This is a genomic window from Terrisporobacter muris (genome assembly GCF_024621905.1).
Lineage (GTDB): Bacteria > Bacillota > Clostridia > Peptostreptococcales > Peptostreptococcaceae > Terrisporobacter > Terrisporobacter muris.
Window position 1 is genome coordinate 1 of the sequence record NZ_JANKBY010000044.1, and the last position, 18,162, is coordinate 18,162.

Genomic DNA, 18,162 nt, shown 5'->3' on the forward strand with positions numbered 1-18,162 from the left:
CTACATAATTGAAAATCTATAATTATCTTCCGTTTTAAAATCATCCTGTTTAGTTTCTATCTTATAATTAAATATTGGCCCATCTACTACAAATGTATGGTATTCTCCATTTTCGCCACAAGCATCAGAACCAGTACCTTTAATTTTTTCAATCAACTCTTTTGTTAGTGTTTTTCCTAAGAAATCTCCACTCATACAATCTAAGTTAACTTTTTTAATTATAGCCTTAAACCCATTATCTATCACTTCATGAACTAGTTTTTCTCTATCTTCTTGCCACAAAGGAAATTCATAGTTTAGCCCTGCATTATTTGCTCTGTCTATTCCCCATTGTTGATGTAGTGGAATATCTATATCCCCATATACTACTGAGGTAGCGCCCATTTCCTTTGCCTCTTTAAGTTTTTCTTCAAACTTATCTTCATATTCTGATGCATCACACTCTGCATAAATTATAGGAAGTTCCAAACTTTTACTAACTTGTTCAAGTAGGTCATAGCTTAATCCATGAGTCCAAGTTTCAGAAGCTGACTTTTTCACAGTAGTCAAAAGTGCCACTGGAATACATCCCTCCTGTATTTTTCTATATAAAGCTAGCATGCAATCTTTTCCACCACTATATGATAAAACAAATTTATTATTCATAATTTTTCCCTCCAATATGTTTTATCACTTATATTTACTAGCTCTTTTTTAACATTTTAGCTATGTCTTTAGCAAAATAAGTGATTATTATAGTAGCTCCTGCTCTTTTTATAGACATAACCGCTTCATAAATAGCACTTTCATTTAATAAACCTTGTTTAACAGCTAGTTTTAACATAGAGTATTCACCACTTACGTTATAAGCTGCTATTGGTAAATCAAAATTATCTTTAAATCTTTGTATTACATCTAAATAAGATAGAGCTGGTTTAACCATTATTATGTCAGCACCCTCTTCGACGTCTAGCATACCTTCTATTACTGCTTCATTTGTGTTTGCTGGATCCATCTGATAAGTTTTTCTATCACCAAATTGAGGTGCAGAGTTTGCAGCTTCTCTAAATGGTCCATAGAACGATGAAGCATATTTTGCACTATAAGCCATTATGGCTACATTTTCAAATCCATTTCCATCTAAAACTTCTCTTATTGCTCCTATTCTTCCATCCATCATGTCAGAAGGTGCAACCATATCAGCTCCAGCCTGTGCATAGCTTAGAGATATCTTTCCAAGATAGTCTAATGTTTTGTCATTATGTACGTATCCAGTATCAGTTAGTATTCCACAATGTCCATGACTAGTATATTCACACATACATACATCACATATAACATCCATTTCCGGATTTATTTCTTTTATTTTTCTTACTGCTCTTTGTACTCCACCTTCTGGATTAAATGCTTCACTTGCACAACAATCTTTTTTCTCATCATCTGGTACACCAAATAATAATACGTGCTCTATTCCTAATTCTGTTAATTCTTTTATTTCATCTTCTAACATGTCTACTGAAAAATGATAAACACCTTCCATTGATGATATTTCTCTTTTTATGTTCTCTCCATCAACTATGAATAATGGATAAATTAAATCTTCTACTTGTAATTTTGTTTCTCTAACTAAATTTCTTATTGCTTTCGTACTTCTTAATCTTCTAGGTCTTCTTAACATGTTAACTCCCCCTTGTTTAATAAATAGTTATCATTTGATATTGCTTCGATAGTACTATCAATTGTAGCTACCTCAGCTTCTTTATAAACTCCTAATCCAAAATCTTCTATTGTTTTACTAGTTATCGGTCCTATGGATATTATCTTTTTATTTTTTAATTTTTTAAGATTCTCTTCTCCTATTAAAGTTATAAAGTTTTTTACTGTTGAAGAGCTGGCAAAAGTAATGTAATCTACACTTTCATCTTCTATTACTTCTAGTGCCAGATTTTTTTTATTGTTATCTATAACTGACTCATAAATTATAACTTCTTTAACATAGCATTTCTCACTTAACTTACTAACTAAGAAATCCCTAGCATTTTTTGCCCTTGGAATTAAAATTTTATCATTTTCATTAATAATATCTTTTAATTCTTTATAAATGCCCTCAGCCACATATTTTTGTGGAATTATATCAGCAATTATTCCTCTTGCTTTAATAGCCTTTGCAGTTTCTACTCCAACAACACAAATTTTACTCTTATAAAGCAACCTTGCATCATATCCCATATCATTTAACTTGTCAAAAAATATATCTACTGCATTTTTACTACTAAAAATTATGTATGAATAATCTTTTATATTTTTTATTTCATTTTCTAATTCAATGTTATTTTCAACTTTTTCTATTTTTATGGTTGGAATTTCTATAGGATTTCCTCCCATATCACTAATTTTTTCAGCTAGTGTACTGCTTTGCGCTCTACATCTAGTAACTACAATATTTTTCCCAAACAGTGGTTTTTCTTCAAAGAAGTTCAACTTTTCTCTAAGATTTACAACAGTTCCAACTACTATTAAAGTAGGTGGCTTAACATTTTCTTTAATAGCTACTTCATAAGCATTTTCTAATGTAGCTGTTACAACTCTTTGATTAGCTCTAGTTGCCCAACTGATAAAAGCTACGGGAGTGTTTTTATCCTTACCTTCTTTTATTAGGTTTTCACTTATGTTCTTTAAGTTGGCAATTCCCATTAAAAATACTAAAGTACCTTTTACATTGGCTAGTGCATTCCAGTTTATTTCCTTTGTTTCTTTTCCATCTTTTCTAGGATGACCTGTTATAACATGGAAAGATGAAGCATAATCTCTGTGAGTTATAGGAATACCTGCATAACATAAACCTCCTATTGGAGAAGTAATTCCAGGTACTACTTCAAAATCAATATTTTCATCGCGAAGAAGTTCTGCTTCTTCTCCTCCCCTACCAAACACATAAGGGTCTCCACCCTTTAATCTTGTAACTATTTTTCCTTCTAAGGCCTTGTCTGCTATTAATCTGTTTATATCATCTTGTGGTAATAAGTGATTACTAGATGCTTTGCCCACATTAATAAACTCACAATTATCTTTTGCTTCTTTCAGGTATTCAATATTTGCAAGTCTATCATAAACTATCACATCTGATTTTCTTATACATTCTAAAGCTTTCAATGTTATAAGTTTGTAATCACCTGGGCCTGCCCCTACTAAATAAACTTTTCCCCTCATAATTTTCATGCTCCTTAAATTAACTATAGGTTGTTGTACTCTTTAAGTACTATATCTGCTAATTCAAATCCTAACTTAGATGCATCTTCTATTTTTCCTTCTAAAGATTTTATAACTAATTTATTACCATCTTCATCACCATAAAGACCAGTTAAAGTTATATTATCACCTTTAATATCACAGTAAGCTCCCATTGGAACATGGCAACTTCCATTTACTCCAGTTAGAAATCCTCTCTCTGCTGCAACTTGAATTTCTGTTGCTTCATCTTTTATATGAGATACTATATCTTCTATAATAGAATCATCTTTTCTTATTTCTATGGCAAGTGCTCCTTGCGCTGGTGCTGGAACCATAACATCAGTAGGTATATAATAACTTATTCGTTCTTCCAAATCTGCTCTAATAAGCCCCGATGCTGCTAATACAATACCATGAAGATTTTCATCTTCTATTTTTCTTATTCTCGTATCAATATTTCCTCTTATAGGAACTATTTCTAAATCTGGTCTATATTTAAGTAGTTGATATGTTCTTCTTTTACTTCCAGTTCCTATTTTTGCTCCCTTAGGTAAATCATCCAGATTAGTGTATCCTTCTTTTAAAACTAGTACATCTCTTGGATCTTCTCTTTTAGGAACATTTGCAAACTTTAGTCCTTCTGGAAGAGTTGATGGCATATCCTTCATACTATGAACAGCTAAATCTATTTCCTTATCTAGTAAATGTTGCTCAATTTCCTTAGTAAACAAACCTTTATCTCCTATTTTATGTAAAGGTAAATGAGTTACTAAATCTCCCTTTGTTTTTATTACTTTTACTTCAAACTCAATCCCCGGATTAGCTTTTTTTAACGCTTCAACTACCCAGTTAGTTTGGATAAGAGCAAGTTTACTCCCTCTAGTTCCAACTATTATCTTCATAATATTTCTCCTTATTTTATAGGATTCTTTAACAATATACTATCTATTTTTCTTATTATTTTTGTTAACTAGTATTGTTGAGAAGTAAGATATCTTCTCATCAATTTCTTCTTCTCTTAGATTTGTAAATACAACTTCTCTTTCTTGTGAAGAGTTACTTACTAATATAGCATAATCGATTAAGTTATGTTTCTTTAACTTGTCCAAAATAAGATTTATTTTTTTATAAATCTTCATTAAAACGATACAATCATATTTTTCTAACGCTTCATCAATTTTATCTTCTTCCATAGTACAAGGTATAACCACAAGAGGATCTGTATCCATTACCAGTGGAAAGTTTTGATTAGAAGCTATATTTGAGAAAGATGAAATTCCAGGTATAGTTTCAACTTCTATATCTTCCATAATTCTTTCCATTACATATACATAAGTACTGTAAATCATTGGGTCTCCTAAAGTTATAAATCCTACGTCTTTTCCACTTTTAACATCACTTAATATTTCTTTTGATATATCTTCCCAGGCTTCAATTTTATCAGTTCCATGATTACTCATTGGAAAATGTCTTGATTTTATTTCAACCTTGTCTGGTACATATTCTTTTACAATTGATAAAGCTAAACTGTCTCCACCTTTTTTTGCTTCTGGAGTATATAAAATATCAATGTTTTTTAATGTATTAATAGCTTTTACTGTTACTAGTGATCTGTCTCCTGGACCCGTTCCTATTCCATAAAATTTTGCCATAAATCTTCCTCCATTAAATACTTGCTTCTTGTAATTCTTTCATGCAATCTATTGCATGATTTCTAAACTTTTCTTGTATATAAGGATTTTCTCCCAGTCCTTTTAAATGAACTTTAACATGGAAACCTTCATTTTCTAAAATTGTCTTCCATGAATCTTCTTCATCACTTGCCATATCGTTTATAGCATGATCTCCTGCTACTAACATAAATGGTAATAAATCTACAGTTTTTATATTCTTATCTTTTAATTTTTTTATAACCTGCTCTAGCTCTGGATAACCTTCTACAGTCCCCACAAAAGCATTTATTCCATAGTCTCTAAACATATACTCTATAGCTGGATATGCAGAGTGACTTTCATGCTCTGTTCCATGTCCCATAAATACAATAGCTTCATCTATATCCATTTTATCTAAATCTTGCTTTACTGCCAAAACAGTTTCTCTATAATCATCTATGTAAGTTAATAAAGGTCTACCAAGAGAAATTTTTTCAAATTTGTCTTCGTATTCAGAAACCATATCTTTTAATTTGTTATACTCATCTCCACAAATTATATGAAGAGACTGTACCACAACTTCTTCATATCCAGCTTTATAAAGTTGTTCTAATACTTCTAATGGATTATAAATTTCCATTTTATCTCTTTTTCTAAGCTTATTTATTATCATGCCTGAAGTAAAAGCCCTATAAAAATCATAATCTTTGAAACTTTCTTTTATTTTACTTTCACATGCATCAATTGTCTTTTTTCTTGTTTCATGATAACTTGTACCAAAGCTTACTACTAAAATAGCTTTTTTCATATTGTCTCTCCCTTATTCTAAATCTCAACTAGATTAAATCAATTAAATTCTGAATCTTTCCAATAGTATTTGGATAATTCATTTCTTTTCTTCTTATAATAATCACTGGTATATTCAAGTTTTCGCAGGCTTGAATTTTTTCCAAAAATCCTCCAGCTGCTCCACTTTCCTTTGTAATCACCAAGTCAATATTATATTGTTTGTATGTGGACTCGTTCATTTCCACTGAAAAAGGTCCCTTCATAGCTATAATATTATCTGCATTAAATCCTAATTCTTCACAACTAATTAAAACTTCACTAGTTGGAAGTACTCTAGGAATTAAGTTTTTATTTTTTATTTTCTCTTTGTATATATATAAATTTTTACTTCCTGTTCCAATAAAAATATTATGACCTATTTTATTGGCTACTTCACAAGCTTCATTTATGTCATTAACTATATATTTATTTTCATAATCTACATTCTTTATTAAAGATTCTCGTTCAAATCTAAGATATTTTATATTTGTAATTTTTGAGGCCTTAATAGCATTTGTTGATACTTCTACTGCATAAGGATGAGTAGCATCTATTATTTTTGTAATAGAATTTTCATTTATAAAATCAACCATATCTTCTATAGTCATTTTTTTTAATATTATTTTATTTGAACATTTTTTTGCTAAGTCTTCTCCATAAGAAGTTGTTACAGAAACTATATAATCAACTTTCTTTTCGTTTAATAGGTTACATATTTCAATACTATCTGAAGTACCTCCCAAAACTAAAATCATACTTCATATCCCCTTGGAGTTATAATTAAGTCATCATGAATATAAGTAGCTTTATTTCCTATGATAACCATAGTAGTCATATCAACTCTTTCAAAGTCCATATCCTCAAATGTGCAGATAAATTTTTCTTCTTTTTCTCTACCCACATCTTTTACTATTCCTACTGGAGTCGATCCTTCCTTAAATTCTCCCATGATTTCAAATGCCTTAGCTAAATGTTCACTTCTTCCCTTACTTCTTGGATTATATAAACAAATAACAAAGTCAGCTTCTGCAGCTAATCTTAATCTTTTTTCTATAACTTCCCAAGGTGTCATTAAATCACTTAAACTTATATGACAAAAATCATGCATTATAGGTGCTCCTAGCACTGCTGCAGCTCCTATACTTGCAGTAACACCTGGCACAACTTTAACATTTACATCTAAATCTTCCTTTGTTGTTAATTCTAATATAAGCCCTGCCATTCCATAAATTCCAGCATCTCCACTACTTATAACAGCAACTTTTTTCCCTGTTTTTGCAATTTCTAAAGCTTGCTTGCATCTTTCTATTTCTTTTCTCATACCATTTTGCACAACTTCTTTACCATCGATGAACTCTTTTACTAAATCAATATAAGTCTTATATCCCACTATAACTTCTGCATCTTCTATTGCATTTATGGCTTCCATTGTCATCAAGTTTTTACATCCTGGTCCAATACCTATAACATATATCATATATTAATTCTCCCCACTGAAAATGTAATTCCATTGTATTTATGTTTTTTTATTATTAAATTTCCATCACTTAGTAAGTGAGCTACTGGCTCTGCTACAGAGTGAACTCCAACATTTTGTTTTACCCAATCTGATTTTTCATATAAATACTCAACCTTTGATATTTCTTCAGCTGTAAATGTTTTAAAAGGAACATTTAAATATATACTCAGATTAATCAATGCATCTTCATTTTTTTTGATATCTATACTTCCTATCTCTTTGATTGAATTTATATCAATATTTTGTTTATGTAAAAAGTCAGACAATGAGTTTATCATATCCTCTTTATCTATATTCTTTCTACATCCAATTCCAATAACAATATTTTTAGGTACAACTTTAAGAATATTGTTATTAATCAAGTTTAAGTTTTTCTTATTACTTATTACTACTACTTCACCTAAGTTATTTACTTCATCTCGTTTGCATATATTAAACCCTCTAGTATCTATGTCGTAATCTCCATCAATAAAAAGATTTACAACCTCATCATTGGCTAACATGGAATTTATCTTTAATACTTTATTTCTAAAGTCATAAATATGAGCATTTAATTTTTTTGCAATCATATCTAGTGATGATTTATCGTTAACATCGGTAGCTGTAGTTATAACTGGGTTTGAATTTAATAAATTACTTATATATAAAGTCATTTCATTTGCTCCACCCATATGTCCACTAAGTAAACTTATAATGTTTTTTCCTTTTTCATCACTAACTAAAATAGCTGGGTCACTAAATTTATTTTCTATTAGTGGAGCTATAGTTCTTACTACTATTCCACATGCCATTATGAATATAATATAGTCATATTCCCAAAAAATTTCTGGCACAAATTCCTTCAATTTTCTATTTACATAAATAACACCATCCGCCTCTTTAACAACATCTTTTTTAACATAGTACAAATAAGCAGTAGATATTTTTCTTTTTATTTTTAATCCAAGTTCTTTCCCATTTTTAGTAATAAATAGTATAGCTATTTTTTTATCCTCTATATTCATGAACAAAGTCCTTATCATATAATTTTGAATTATTATATTCTTTTCCTAAAAATTCTCCCACCATTATTAATGCTGTTTTTCTTATATCAGCTTCTTTTACTTTTGTTGCTATGTCTTGTAGCGTTCCTTTTACTACTTTTTCATCTGGCCAAGTTGCCTTATATACAACAGCTATTGGCGTTGTTTTATCATATCCACCATTAATTAGTTTTTCTACAACTTTTTCTATTTCTTGAACAGAAAGGAATATTACCATTGATGTTTGATGAGCTGCAAAAGATTCTATTGATTCCTTTGGTGGCACTGGAGTCCTCCCTTCCATTCTTGTTATTACTACTGATTGAGATATTTCTGGAACTGTGTATTCTACACCTAAAGCTGATGATGCTCCTAGGAAAGAACTAACTCCTGGTGTACAATCATAATCTATATTTAATTTTGCTAAATCTTCAACTTGTTCTCTTATAGAACCGTATATTGAGAAGTCTCCTGTTTGAAGTCTTACAACTGATTTTCCTTCTTTAATTCCTTTTTCCATAACTTCTATTATTTCTTGTAAGTTCATATATGCACTGTCATGAATTTCGCATCCTTCTTTACAATAATCTAAAAGCGCTGGGTTAACTAATGACCCTGCATATATTACCACATCTGCATTAGACAATAACTTATATCCTTTTAATGTTATTAACTCTTTATCTCCTGGTCCTGCTCCAACAAAATGTACTTTATTCATGTTCATCTTCTTCCCCTTTTTCGCATGATATTATGTAAATAGGATTGTGAGGTTTAAAATAATCTCGTCCTCCTAATTTTTCTAGTTTACTTATATTTAGTAATGATACATCCACATTTTCAAAATTATATTTTTTTAGTAAATTCATTGTGTCATAAAAATTATCAATTAATATAAAGTTGGCTACTAACCTTCCTCCTGGTATTAATAAATCTTTTGACCATTTTATTATTCCTTCCAGGTTATTTCCTGTTCCCCCCAGGAAAATCCCATCAACTTTTTCATTTATTTCAATAGGTGCATAAGCTTGTATAACTTTTATATTCGTTAATTTAAATTTTTCAATATTTTTATTTATTAAATCTATAGCTTCCTCGTTTTTTTCTATTGCTACAACATTTAGATTTTCATAAGTTTTTGCTGCCTCTATGGAAACACTACCTGTTCCAGCTCCCACATCTATAAAAGTTTTAGCATTTTTTAAATCAAGTTTATTTAATGAGATGGCTCTAACTTCCTCCTTAGTTATAGGAACTTTACCCCTAATAAATTCATCATTTCTCATCCAGTATCACCACCACATTCATATCAAATTTTTCGACTGCTAATATTTCTTCAGCTTTTCCTATAGTTATTCTTTCATTGTCATAAGATAAGTTTTCTCCCACAACAACTATTTTGTTTAAGTTTCGTTTTTGTATTTCTTTGCAAATTTCATGAGGGCCTATTTTATCATCAGTTACCATACATACTTTTTTATGGAATAAAATATAGTCGAAGTCAGGTGTTTTCCCATGACTACTTGTAATATATACATCATTCATATCTACGAATATTTTTGAAAAAATATATTGTAATGAACTTATACCAGATACTATATTTAAGTTTTTATGCTCTATATTATTTGATAAATACTTTCCAATTCCATATATAGATGGATCTCCTGATGCTATAACGCTTATGTTTTTATGCAGATTTGTTTTAATATACTCTAATATTTCTTTAAGATTGGCAGATAATACTATCTTTTCTCCTTCAAAATCTTTAATAGATTCTAAATTTCTTTTCCCACCAATTATAACATCTGAAGCATAAATTAGCTTTTCTCCCAACTTAGTTATATAGTCAAACTCACCTGGTCCAAGTCCTATTATATTTATCATCTAAAGTCCTCCGTTAATAAATCTGCATTTGTTGATTTCCCAAGTAGTGACTTATCCATTCTAAACATATAAACTTCTACCTGGATATCTTCATTTAAATATTCCTCAACTCTTTCTTTACACTTGTTACAAAGTACATTGTATATTTCTGTGTACTTGCTTTTATCAATAATTTCTACTGCGCCTTCAGCTGTTACACATTCATTTATATCTTTAAGAAAATCTAAATCTGCTCCCATTAATGCTAAATTTGCAATCATTATCTCATTTCTGGCATCACAAACCTTACTATGAGTATTAAAAATTCCTGCAGATATTTTTATAAACTTACCTATATGACCTGCCATAAGTATTTTCTTAAAACCAAGTCTTTTTGCTTCATTTAACATATATCCTACAAAATTACTCATTCTAACACAGTTGTTCATATCAATTTTTAAATGTTCTCTTATAAATTCTTCTCCATGATTTCCTGGAACTAAAATAATTTTGTCCATACCTTGTGCTTTTTTCATTTCTAACTCTATGGATAACGATTTTTTCCAACCATCCTCACTCATAGGCTCTACAATTCCTGTAGTTCCGAGTATCGATATTCCACCAACAATCCCCAGTCTTGGATTAAAAGTTTTCTTAGCTATTTCTTCTCCCTGTGGTGCAAAAATAGTTATTTTTAAAGATTTATCCTTATTTAAAAGCTTATGATTTTCTCCTAAAACTTTACTAATTTCACTTCTAATCATTCTCATAGGCACTGGATTAATTGCTGGTTTTCCAACCTCCACACTTAAACCTTTTTTTGTTACTATGCCTATCCCAACTCCACTAGTCACTATTATTTCTTCATCTTCTCTAGGAATTAGTTCAGCTTTTGCAAAAATATCCATAGTATGTGTGGCATCTATATCATCACCACCATCTTTTTCTATAGAACATACTGCAGATTTATCTTTTAATTCAATGTTTTTAACCTTCAATATAAGAGGTATTCCCTTAGGTGTATCTATATTAATATTTTCTATTTTTTTATTAGTAAAGAGCATATGTACAGATGCTTTCGCTGCAGCTGCTGCACATGAACCTGTTGTATATCCTCTTCTATATTTTTTTCCATCAATATATACATACTCTTCCATGGTCAATCCCTACATTGAATATAAGATTGCATTCATTATGGCTGCAGCAACATTACTGCCACCTTTTCTACCTTGAACAACTATATGAGGAATAGATGTTTTTTCTAACTCATATTTTGATTCTGCTGCACCAACAAATCCAACTGGAGCTCCTACTATGGCTTCAACATTGTTTCCATCATTAACCATTTCTATCGTTTTATAAAGAGCTGTTGGAGCATTTCCAAATACAAATAATTTTTTACCTTCTTCATTCATTGCAATTTCCACAGCAGCCATAGATCTAGTTATTTCCTTTTCCTTGGCTAATTCTTTTGTTCTTTCATCAGATACTAAACACTTGTATTCACATCCAAGAGCATTTAGCTTCATTTTATTTATTCCACTAAGAGCCATATTTGTGTCTGTATAAATTATACATTTATTGTTTAAAGCATCTATTATTGACTTTACCGCTGTGTCTGATATTTTTAATATATCTAAATATTCAAAGTCAGCACTTGTATGTATACAACGCTTTATTATCTTTTCTTCTATTTCATTTTTGAATTTATATCCTGGTCTAATATCATCAATTATGCCTTGTATAATCTCAAAACTTTTTACCTCTATCATCTTAGGGTCTTTAACATATTCCACTCTATTTCCTCCCTTTCTTTATATCCTATAATTTTAGATAAATGTATTCTTTTATAATAATCATCTAAAGATATTTCTTTTATATAACTCATTATTCTCTCATGATCCATCTTATTATCAATTAATATTCCAATTACTGTACCACTGTGAGCAATATTCACTCCATAAGCCCCCATCTTATTACTAATTTCTATAATTTCATTTAAATATGGCTTCTTATGTATATTCTCATTTGCCAAGCTACTTAATGTACAAGCCTTCCCTATTAACTTTAAATCTTGATCTCTTAATCCTTCTTCCAATAAGTCGAAGGATTTATTTATAATAGCTTTATTTTCTAATTTAATATCTAAATAATTTGGATTACTTCTTATTATACTTGTTTCCAAAATTTCATCTGGTTCTAAAATTATTACTCTACCGTTATTTAAGTTAGATAAATATTTTTTCACCTGCCCGTTAACGGGATTAAAAATCGAATTTTTATATAATAAAATAGAATCTGTAGGCTCTATTTCCGAAGCAATAAGAGAAATCTCTTCATTACCTAAATCTTTATTCAATATAGATAAGGTAGCTTTTATTGTTGCTCCAATATCTGCTGTAGAACTGGCCATCCCCTTACCTATAGGTATATTACTATTAATATTTAGAGATATATTTTTACATTCCCTTAGTGGAATATTAAATCTTTCGAATACTTTTTCTATGGCTTTTCTTGATTTTTTAGGCCCTAAATTAATATTTTCTTGTTTTTCTTCAAGGGTAGCAACTGAAAACATATCAATTGCATAAGAAGATAAGTATTCTTCTCTGTCTAAGATCCCTTGAACAAATTCACCACAGGATGCGGGACATATTCCATAAGATTTCATATTATTCTCCCAATAATTTATTTAATTCCTTTAAAATCAATTGGTTTTCCTCATGACTTTTAATTGCTATTCTCATATGACTTTTGTCTAAACCTATAAAGTTAGATGCATTTCTTATTAAAATATTACTTTCTTTGAATAACCTAAGCTTTAATTCTTCTGCATTTGTATCTTTTAATTCAATTAATATAAAGTTTGTATCTGTATCATATACATGTATTTTTTTAATTTTTCTTAACTCATTTAGCATATATGACCTTTCTTTAAGGTAATACTCCTTACTGGATTTTATATATTCTTCATCCTGAAAAATATAATTTGATAAAGCATCTGCAAAGGAGTTTACTGTCCACGGCTCTTTATATCTATAAATTTCTTCGATTAGTTTCTTATTACTAGTAACTCCATATCCCAGTCTAAGTCCTGGCATTCCAAAAAATTTCGTTACTGCTTTTATGATAAATATATTTTTGTATTTTTCCACATATTTTATTAAACTGTAATTTTCTTCTTCATGTACAAACTCCATAAAAGTTTCATCAACAATTAATAACTTATCATTTTTTATAATTATTTTTAAAAGTTCTTCTATGTTTTTTACTTTTCCATTTGGATTATTGGGATTGCATATAAATAAACTATCAAAACTATCTATATTCGCTTCTATTTCTTCTAAATTTACACTAAATTCATCATCTTTATTTAGCATAAAATTTATTATTTCTAAATTATTTAGTTTAGCTCCTCTTTCATATTCTGAAAAAGTAGGATTTAAAATTGCCAATCTTTTTTTAATATTTTTCATTAGAAGGTATATTATTTCTGTTGCTCCATTACCTGGGATAATATACCCGGAATTAATGTTTATGTAATTTCCAATGTTTCTTCTTAATTTTGTATAATTAATGTCTGGATAACTTTTGCATTTACTTAAACCTTCCAAAATATATTTTTCCAAATTGGGAACAACTTTTGGATTTATATTTGAGCTAAAATCTATTATATCTTCAATGTTTTTATTAAAAGTGTCTGCCATTATATCAACATTAGCTCCATGTCCTAAATCTTTCATAATTCTCCTCCTTTCTCTATTTACAGGCCAATTACTAAGTAGTAAGTAACTGTAAAAATTATTATTGATATTATTGATGATGAATACATTATTTTATTTGTTCTTACAATATCTTCAATTTCTATTTCTCTACTTTTATCTCCGATAGTTGGTTTGTACACTTCTTTTCCAAAATAAATATTTGTTCCACCCAACTGTATTTCTAAAGCTCCAGCTATTGCACCTTCTGAAAGAGCACAATTGGGACTTTTGTGATTTTTTCTATCTCTTATTCCAATTTTTAATGCGTTTTTAAAGTTAAATCCTGCAAGTAAACTACCAAGAGAAATCAAAATTACGCCAAGTCTTGCTGGTATGTAATTTGCAATATCATCTATTTTTGCTGATGCATATCCTAGATAATAGTACTTATCGTTCTTATAACCAACTGTTGAATCTAGGGTATTAATAGCTTTATATGCCATGGCAAGAGGTGCTCCCCCTATAAACCCATAAAATAATGGTGCTATTATTCCATCTACTGTGTTTTCTGCAACAGTTTCCACAGTCGCTCTTACTATTTCTTTTTCACTTAAGTTTGTTGTATCTCTTCCAACTATGTAAGAAAGCTGAATTCTTGACTTTTCTAAGTCTCCAGTTTTTAATACCTTATATATTTTTGTAGATTCATCTTTCAAGCATTTTGTGGCTAAAGTAGTATAAATTAATATGGTGTTTACTGCGAAATATGCTATTTTATTAAATTCAAACAAATGTAGTACAATAGAAGTACTACCTAGTGTTACTCCTACAACCACAAACCAAAGAAAGAAACCTGCAATTTTTAGCCCCTTATCAGATGAAGTAATTTTTCTTATTTGTTTTTCTACAAAACTAATAAGTTTGCCGATAAACCTTACTGGATGAGGGAATGAATAAGGATCTCCAACTATTAAATCAAGAGCATATCCAGTATATATGGATAAAAGATTCATATTATTCACGTCCTCTTTCTATAAAATTAGCTATACAATCTAAGTTATTATAAAAATGAGTATGTAGGTATGTTGCTAGAGTGTTACCCTTGCTATATCCACCTTCCCATTCATCAATAACTTTATCATTCTTTAACTTTCTCATATAATAAGCACATTCTTCTTCACTCTCAAAAACTGAATGATGAAATTCATGTCCTTTAATAATTTCTCCTTTTTTACCTAGAATAGTATCTGTCTTCGCCTCACCAAAACAATATCCAAATCTTTTAAGAGAAGATGTCATTTTACTGCATCCTTTAAATATTCCAACCATATTGTAAATATCTTTGTTCTGATCTTCTAATTTTTCTCCAAGGTACATTAATCCACCACATTCTGCATATATTGGAATCTTATTAATATGGGCATTCATGATAGAGTATCTAATTTCTTTATTTTCGTCTAACTCTTTCGCAAAAATTTCTGGGAACCCTCCTCCTATATAAACATAATCACATTTTGGAAGTTTTTTATCACTAATAGGACTAAAGTACTCTATATTCATTCCCAACTTTTCAAATAGTTCTATATTCTCCCTATAATAGAAATTGAAAGCTTTATCATACGCTATAGCTATGGTTTTATTATTAACTTTATTATTTTCAATAAAGTCTCCTAATTCAAAAGATGTATCAAATTCTTCAGTTTCAGATATTTCTATTATTCTATCAATATTGATATACTTTTCTATTTCATCTGCCAAATTATCAAACTTGGCTTTTAATGAATCCATTTCTACTGAAGGTATTAACCCCAAATGTCTAGATTCTAAAGAAAATTCCTTGTTTGGAGGAAAATACCCAAGCACTTCCACACCCGTATATTTTTCAATAGCTTCTTTTAAAGTACTATAGTGAGATTCACTTTTTACATTGTTTGTAATAACACCAGCTATATTTACATTTCTATCTAACATTTTATATCCAAGCACCATGGCTGCTGCCGATGTTGCCATTGCCTTTGCATTTATAACTAAAATTACTGGCATTTTTAATAATTTTGAAGTATATGAGCTAGTGCAATCATCTAAATCAACTCCATACCCATCATATAATCCCATTACACCTTCAACTACTGAAATATCTGCATCTTTTGAAGAATTTTTTACTATACACTTAATTTTTTCATCTTCTAACATATAAGAGTCTAAGTTTCGTGAATATCTTCCAGTTATAAATGTATGGTAAGAAGGGTCTATATAATCAGGCCCAACTTTATATGGTTGTACTTTTAGATTTCTTTTTGTTAATGCTTGCATTATTCCCAGGGAAATTGTAGTTTTTCCTACTCCACTATTCGTTCCTGCTATTAATATTTTTTTCATATTTATCACCTAATCTGAATTATTTTAAACAACGGAGTTATCTGAAATTGCATGACGCCGGCGTAGTCGCTTAAAGCTGTAGCAAAGGCATCTCGTCGGCGCTATGAGCATAGCGAATTTTAATTCATTATTTCATATATTTTTTCCATGTCTAAATGTTCTCTTAAAAAATCAGCTAATTTGTCATATTCTTGATTTTTAAATTCACCAAAAGATTCAACTTTACTTTCTATTGGCTCTAAATTTTTCACTTCCCTTATATTATTTAATAAGGTTCTTGTAAAATCTATATTATCGAAAATTCCATGAAGATAAGTTCCAAATACATTGCACTGTTTATTAACATTACCTACTTGGTAACTAACTTTTTCACCTAATTTTTCTGCTACAGTTACAAAATTATTGCTATCTTCTTTTCTCTCAGTTACTCCCATATGGATTTCATATCCTCTAACTTCTTTATTACTTAAGTTTTTAAGATATCCAGTTAAATTTCCATCCACTATGGCTTTTACTTGTGTTGTTGTTTTTTGCAGTTCAAATGTAGTCTCAACATCTAAAAGTCCTATACCTTTCACTTCTTCTAAATTATTTTCCACATGATAAGGATCTTTTAAAACTTTACCTAACATTTGATATCCACCGCAAATGCCAATTACAAGCTTTCCTTTTTTATGTAATTCTTTTATTTGATTTTCTAAACCATTCTCTCTCAAGAACATCAAATCATCTATGGTAGATTTTGTACCTGGAATAATAACTATATCAGGATCTCCAAAGAATTCTCCATAATCCACATATCTAAGGCTTACATCTTCTTGCGTTTCAAAAATGTTAAAATCTGTAAAATTAGACATATGAGGTGTTCTCACAACTTCTATATGAATATCTCCTTTGTCTATTTGTTTCTTAAATCTTGTAGTTACGCTATCCTCTTCTTCAATTTTTATATCAGTATAAGGTATAACTCCAAGAACAGGAACTTTTATAATATCTTCTAGCATTTTCACACCAGAGTCTAAAAGTTCCTTCCTACCTCTGAATTTATTAATTATTACTCCCTTTATTCTTTTTTTATCTTCTTCAGGAAGTAATAATATGGTACCTGCTATTGATGCAAATACTCCACCTCTATCTATATCACCTATTAATATGACTGGTGCATCTGCTATTTGTGCCATTCCCATGTTTGATATATCTCTTTCCATTAGGTTGATTTCAGCACAACTTCCTGCACCTTCCATCACTACTACGTCAAATTTTTCTTCAAATTCTTTAAATATTTCATCTAGTACTTTTACTAATTCTAATTTATACTCATGATATTCCTTTGAAGACATATCACCTACTACTTTTCCTCTTACTATAACTTGGCTTTTGTTATTGCCACTTGGTTTTAATAATATTGGATTCATATCTGCAATAGGATCTATTCCACAAGCTTCCGCTTGAGAAACTTGAGCTCTTCCCATTTCTAAACCTTCTTTTGTTATAAAAGAATTCAGAGCCATGTTTTGAGATTTAAATGGTGTTACTTTATAACCATCTTGTTTAAAAATCCTACATAATCCCGTAGTTATTATGCTTTTTCCAACATTAGATGCAGTTCCTTGGAGCATTATTTTTTTTCCCATAGCATTAATCCTTTCTTTATTTTATATTAAATACCAAAAAATCCCAGCTCAAGTGGCTAGGATTTTACTATATAACATAAAATCAAATCTTCACCCCGAGATTTTTTTAAATAATTAATTTAAGCAGGTCTCCTGGCTTAACATCATTTTACTCCCATACCTTCCCATCAACTTGACAGTGGATATTATGGTTTCATCCGTTTCACAGTAGCGGGGGCTGCAAAGGCTTTTACCTTTTTCCCTAAAACTCAAACTAATTTTATTTAATTTTACAATTCTTACTTTTTTCACAAAAGATTTATATACCTTAATTATAGTTATTTTTATTAAGGTACAAAACATATTAATATTTTT

19 protein-coding genes and 1 riboswitch are annotated in these 18,162 nt (G+C 29.6%); all 19 genes read right to left on the minus strand.

Annotation, left to right across the window (positions count from 1 at the left end):
- A complete protein-coding gene (locus NSA58_RS05585; RefSeq protein ID WP_039677915.1) occupies nt 1–645 on the minus strand; it encodes a Dph6-related ATP pyrophosphatase in 645 nt (214 codons plus the stop codon).
- A gap of 37 nt (nt 646–682) precedes the next feature.
- Nucleotides 683–1,657, minus strand: coding sequence for a porphobilinogen synthase (gene hemB, locus NSA58_RS05590; protein WP_039677914.1), 975 nt, complete (start codon nt 1,655–1,657; stop codon nt 683–685).
- Nucleotides 1,651–3,189 (minus strand): uroporphyrinogen-III C-methyltransferase, encoded by a 1,539-nt coding sequence (gene cobA / locus NSA58_RS05595; protein WP_039677913.1) that lies wholly within the window; start codon nt 3,187–3,189, stop codon nt 1,651–1,653. Before cobA ends, hemB begins: the two co-directional genes overlap by 7 nt.
- 23 nt (nt 3,190–3,212) lie before the next feature.
- Nucleotides 3,213–4,112 carry a hydroxymethylbilane synthase gene (hemC, locus tag NSA58_RS05600; protein ID WP_039677912.1) on the minus strand — a complete coding sequence of 300 codons (900 nt, stop codon included), beginning with the start codon at nt 4,110–4,112 and terminating at the stop codon, nt 3,213–3,215.
- A 39-nt stretch (nt 4,113–4,151) separates the two neighbouring features.
- The gene (locus NSA58_RS05605; RefSeq protein WP_074429808.1) at nt 4,152–4,862 is read right to left on the minus strand and encodes a cobalt-factor II C(20)-methyltransferase; all 711 of its coding nucleotides are present in this window, start codon (nt 4,860–4,862) and stop codon (nt 4,152–4,154) included.
- Nucleotides 4,863–4,875: 13 nt separating this feature from the next.
- Nucleotides 4,876–5,670: a sirohydrochlorin cobaltochelatase gene (locus NSA58_RS05610; RefSeq protein ID WP_039677910.1), complete on the minus strand. Its 795-nt coding sequence runs from the start codon at nt 5,668–5,670 to the stop codon at nt 4,876–4,878.
- Nucleotides 5,671–5,698: 28 nt separating this feature from the next.
- Complete coding sequence (cobK, locus tag NSA58_RS05615; protein WP_039677909.1) at nt 5,699–6,445, minus strand: precorrin-6A reductase; 747 nt, start codon at nt 6,443–6,445, stop codon at nt 5,699–5,701.
- On the minus strand, nt 6,442–7,167 hold the full coding sequence (gene cobJ, locus NSA58_RS05620) for a precorrin-3B C(17)-methyltransferase (RefSeq protein ID WP_039677908.1): 726 nt from the start codon (nt 7,165–7,167) through the stop codon (nt 6,442–6,444). The genes cobK and cobJ overlap by 4 nt, the downstream gene beginning before the upstream one ends.
- A complete protein-coding gene (gene cbiG, locus NSA58_RS05625; protein ID WP_074429807.1) occupies nt 7,164–8,213 on the minus strand; it encodes a cobalt-precorrin 5A hydrolase in 1,050 nt (349 codons plus the stop codon). Before cbiG ends, cobJ begins: the two co-directional genes overlap by 4 nt.
- Complete coding sequence (locus tag NSA58_RS05630) at nt 8,197–8,949, minus strand: cobalt-precorrin-4 methyltransferase (protein ID WP_039677923.1); 753 nt, start codon at nt 8,947–8,949, stop codon at nt 8,197–8,199. The genes cbiG and NSA58_RS05630 overlap by 17 nt, the downstream gene beginning before the upstream one ends.
- Nucleotides 8,942–9,514, minus strand: coding sequence for a decarboxylating cobalt-precorrin-6B (C(15))-methyltransferase (locus tag NSA58_RS05635; RefSeq protein WP_039677905.1), 573 nt, complete (start codon nt 9,512–9,514; stop codon nt 8,942–8,944). The genes NSA58_RS05630 and NSA58_RS05635 overlap by 8 nt, the downstream gene beginning before the upstream one ends.
- Entirely contained in the window at nt 9,504–10,112 is a 609-nt protein-coding gene (locus NSA58_RS05640; RefSeq protein WP_039677904.1) for a cobalt-precorrin-7 (C(5))-methyltransferase, read from the minus strand. Before NSA58_RS05640 ends, NSA58_RS05635 begins: the two co-directional genes overlap by 11 nt.
- Nucleotides 10,109–11,248, minus strand: coding sequence for a cobalt-precorrin-5B (C(1))-methyltransferase CbiD (gene cbiD, locus NSA58_RS05645; RefSeq protein ID WP_074429806.1), 1,140 nt, complete (start codon nt 11,246–11,248; stop codon nt 10,109–10,111). Before cbiD ends, NSA58_RS05640 begins: the two co-directional genes overlap by 4 nt.
- 9 nt (nt 11,249–11,257) lie before the next feature.
- Entirely contained in the window at nt 11,258–11,887 is a 630-nt protein-coding gene (locus NSA58_RS05650; RefSeq protein WP_074078807.1) for a cobalt-precorrin-8 methylmutase, read from the minus strand.
- Entirely contained in the window at nt 11,860–12,762 is a 903-nt protein-coding gene (locus NSA58_RS05655) for a GHMP family kinase ATP-binding protein (protein ID WP_074429805.1), read from the minus strand. The genes NSA58_RS05650 and NSA58_RS05655 overlap by 28 nt, the downstream gene beginning before the upstream one ends.
- Before the next feature lies 1 nt (nt 12,763).
- Nucleotides 12,764–13,834, minus strand: coding sequence for a pyridoxal phosphate-dependent aminotransferase (locus NSA58_RS05660; protein ID WP_074078806.1), 1,071 nt, complete (start codon nt 13,832–13,834; stop codon nt 12,764–12,766).
- 20 nt (nt 13,835–13,854) lie between these two features.
- Nucleotides 13,855–14,808 (minus strand): adenosylcobinamide-phosphate synthase CbiB, encoded by a 954-nt coding sequence (cbiB, locus tag NSA58_RS05665; protein WP_074429804.1) that lies wholly within the window; start codon nt 14,806–14,808, stop codon nt 13,855–13,857.
- A gap of 1 nt (nt 14,809) precedes the next feature.
- A complete protein-coding gene (locus tag NSA58_RS05670; protein ID WP_074429803.1) occupies nt 14,810–16,174 on the minus strand; it encodes a cobyrinate a,c-diamide synthase in 1,365 nt (454 codons plus the stop codon).
- A gap of 119 nt (nt 16,175–16,293) precedes the next feature.
- Nucleotides 16,294–17,808 carry a cobyric acid synthase gene (locus tag NSA58_RS05675; RefSeq protein WP_039677897.1) on the minus strand — a complete coding sequence of 505 codons (1,515 nt, stop codon included), beginning with the start codon at nt 17,806–17,808 and terminating at the stop codon, nt 16,294–16,296.
- 105 nt (nt 17,809–17,913) lie between these two features.
- A riboswitch (cobalamin riboswitch) is annotated at nt 17,914–18,075 on the minus strand.
- Between the last annotated feature and the right edge of the window lie 87 nt (nt 18,076–18,162).